The sequence below is a fragment of the Streptomyces hainanensis genome (assembly GCF_004348415.1).
Taxonomy (GTDB): Bacteria; Actinomycetota; Actinomycetes; order Streptomycetales; family Streptomycetaceae; genus Streptomyces; species Streptomyces hainanensis.
This window is the reverse complement of record NZ_SMKI01000675.1, coordinates 1-2,977: the sequence shown is the minus strand read 5'-3', so window position 1 is coordinate 2,977 and position 2,977 is coordinate 1. Positions and strand designations below refer to the sequence as shown.

At 72.4% G+C, this 2,977-nt stretch carries 3 protein-coding genes; all 3 read right to left on the bottom strand.

Annotated elements, in window-relative coordinates; all coding sequences use genetic code 11:
- Window positions 1–68: 68 nt before the first annotated feature.
- Window positions 69–959: a non-homologous end-joining DNA ligase gene (ligD, locus tag E1283_RS34535; RefSeq protein WP_132822116.1), complete on the bottom strand. Its 891-nt coding sequence runs from the start codon at window positions 957–959 to the stop codon at window positions 69–71.
- Window positions 956–1,930: a non-homologous end joining protein Ku gene (ku, locus tag E1283_RS34530; RefSeq protein WP_132822115.1), complete on the bottom strand. Its 975-nt coding sequence runs from the start codon at window positions 1,928–1,930 to the stop codon at window positions 956–958. The genes ligD and ku overlap by 4 nt, the downstream gene beginning before the upstream one ends.
- 76 nt (window positions 1,931–2,006) lie before the next feature.
- Window positions 2,007–2,864 carry a 3-hydroxybutyryl-CoA dehydrogenase gene (locus E1283_RS34525; RefSeq protein WP_132822114.1) on the bottom strand — a complete coding sequence of 286 codons (858 nt, stop codon included), beginning with the start codon at window positions 2,862–2,864 and terminating at the stop codon, window positions 2,007–2,009.
- Window positions 2,865–2,977: the final 113 nt, after the last annotated feature.

Sequence of the window (2,977 nt, the reverse complement as noted above, 5' to 3'; positions counted from 1 at the left end):
GGCGGGGAAACCCCCGGCAACCCCGCGCGGCCCGCGCCAGGCGCGGCCGCCGCGTCCCGACTCGGCGGTCAGTGAGGGCCGAGCGGTGCGGCGCCCTCGCGCGCCGCCAAGGCGGCGAGCAGCTCGCCGTGTTCGGCCAGTCGGCCCGGCATGTCGGGGAGGCGGATGTCCAGCTCCGCCGGAGCTCCGCACGCGGCGATCTCGTCCCAGGTGACCGGCGCCGACACCGTCGGCGCCGGACGGGCGCGCAGGGTGTACGGGGTGGCCGTGGTCTTGCGGGCCGCGTTCTGGCTGTGGTCGATGAAGACGCGGCCCGGCCGCAGGCGGCGGGCCATGGCCGCGATCGCCAGGCCCGGCAGGGCCTTCGCCGCCTCCGTGGCCAGCAGCCGCGCGTAGTCGGAGGCGTCGGCCGACGCCGTCGGGAGCAGCGGGCACAGCAGGTGCAGACCCTTGGATCCCGAGGTCTTCGCGTAGGCGGTCAGCCCGTCGTCCGCCAGTCGGTCCCGCAGCCACAGCGCGACCCGGCAGCAGTCGACGACGGTGGCCGGTTCGCCGGGGTCGAGGTCGAGGACCAGACGGTCGGCGCGGCCCGGATCGGTGGCGAGCCACTGCGGGGTGTGCAGTTCCACGACCAGGTTGGCCACCCACACCAGGCTGGCCAGGTCCTGCACCAGCACCTGCCGCATCGTCGCGCCGCCGGAGCGCGGGACGTCGCGGGTGGTCACCCACTCCGGGGTGCCGGGCGGGACGTGCTTGGTGAAGAACCGTTCGCCGTCCGGGCCGTCCGGGTAGCGCAGCAGGCTCAGGGGGCGGTCCCGCAGGTGGGGGAGGAGTACGTCGCCGTGGGTGGCGTAGTAGTGCAGCACCTCGCCCTTGGTGGTGCCGTCCGGGTAGATGGGCTTGTCCAGGTTGGACAGCGAGACCCGGTGGCCCTCCACGGTGACCACCTGCGGCGTCATGCCGAGAGTGCCCTGATCAGCTCCTCGCGGTTCATCGAGGAGCGGCCGGGGATGGTGGCCCTGGAGGCCCGTTCGTACAGCTCGGACTTGCTCAGGCCGTCCAGCTCGTTCCGCCGTTTCGCAGCGCCGCCGGCGCGCTTGCCGCCGGCACGGCCGCGCTTCGCGCCGCCCTCGCCGCCGCGCTCCCCGCGGCGGCCCTGGGCGCTGTCGACGCTCGCCTGGAGCGCGTCCATCAGGTCGATGACGTTGGTGGAGCGCGGTGGTGGCGCGCCCTTCTCGATCGTCGCGCCGGTGCGCTTGGCCTCGACCAGTTCGAGCACCCGTTCCTGGTAGGTGTCGTGGAACTCCTCCGGGTGCCACTCCATGCTCAGCGCCTCCACCAACTGGACGGCGGTGCGCAGTTCCTTGGTGGAGATGTCCACCCGCTCCGGCAGGTCGCCGATCTCGCGGCGCGGGTCGCGCACCTCGTCCGCCCAGTGGAGCGTGTGCAGCGTGAGGACCTCCTCCTCGGCGCGGACGGCGACCAGGTACTCCCGGTTCCGCATCACGAAGGTGGCGATGCCGACCTTGTGGGACTCGACCAGCGCGTCGAGCAGCAGCGAGTAGACCTTGGCGTACTCGGGCCCCTTGGGGGCCAGGTAGTAGCTCCGGTCGAAGTAGATCGGGTCGAGTTCGTCGAGGCCGACGAAGCCGGAGATCTCCAGGCCCTTGGAGCGGCCGGGCGCGATCTCGTCCAGCTCGTTCGGCTCGACCACGACGTATTCGTCGCCCATCTCGAAGCCCTTGACGACCTCCTCCATCGGCACCTCGTCGCCGGTGCGCTCGTTCACCCGCTTGTTGCGGACCCGGTCTGCGGTGCCGCGCTGGATCTGGTTGAAGCGGATGGTGTGGCTCCGGGTCGCGGTGAAGAGCTGCACCGGCATGGCGACCAGGCCGAAGGACAGCGCGCCGCTCCAGATCGCCCTCGCCATGCCGGAACACCTCCTCGCACCGCTCTCCCACCCATGGCACCCCGGGCGGGAGGAGTCCGCATCCGGAGCCGCGGGCTCAGTAGCGGTAGAAGCCGGCGCCCGTCTTCCGGCCGAGCTGGCCGGCCGAGACCATGCGCAGCAGCAGCGGCGGCGGGGCGTACAGCGGCTCTTTGTGTTCCGCGTACATCGACTCGGAGATGGAGACCACCGTGTCGAGCCCGATCAGGTCGGCCAGCTTCAGCGGACCCTGCGGGTGGGCGCAGCCCAGCTCCATGCCGCGGTCGATGTCGTCCCGGGTCGCCGCGCCGGACTCGAACATCCGGACGGCGGACAGCAGGTACGGGATCAGCAGCGCGTTCACCACGAAACCCGAGCGGTCCTGGGCCCGGATCACGTGCTTGTCGAGGACCTCGGTGACCAGCGCCTCGGCGCGCCTGACCGTCTCGTCGGCGGTGGTCAGCGCGGGGATCAGCTCGACGAGCCGCTGCACCTGGGCCGGGTTGAAGAAGTGGACGCCGAGGACCTGGGCGGGGCGCGAGGTGGCCACCGCCAGGTTGACCAACGGGATGGCGGAGGTGTTGGAGGCGAGGATGGCGTCCGGTCGGGTGACGACCTGGTCGAGGACCTGGAAGATCTCCGTCTTGACCGGCTCGCTCTCGACCACCGCCTCGATCACCAGGTCGCGCTCCGCGAACTCGCCCAGATCGGTGGTGAACGTCAGCCGGTCGAGCGCCGCGTCCCGGTCCGCCGCCGAGACCTTGCCGCGTTCCACGGCGCGGTCGAGCGAGCCGACCAGCCGGGTGCGGCCCAGCTCCAGCGCCTCGCCGGTGGTCTCGGCGACCATCACGTCGAGGCCGGCCCGGGCGCACACCTCCGCGATCCCGGCCCCCATCTGGCCACAGCCCACCACTCCGACGCGCTCGATGTCGCTCATCGACCAGCCCTTCCGCTCCGCCGCGTGCCCCGCACGTGATCGTCGTCGTAGGGAGGAGACGTTACCCCCGAGGGAGCGGGGGAGGGCCGGCCGGGGCCGGCCCTCCCCGGCGG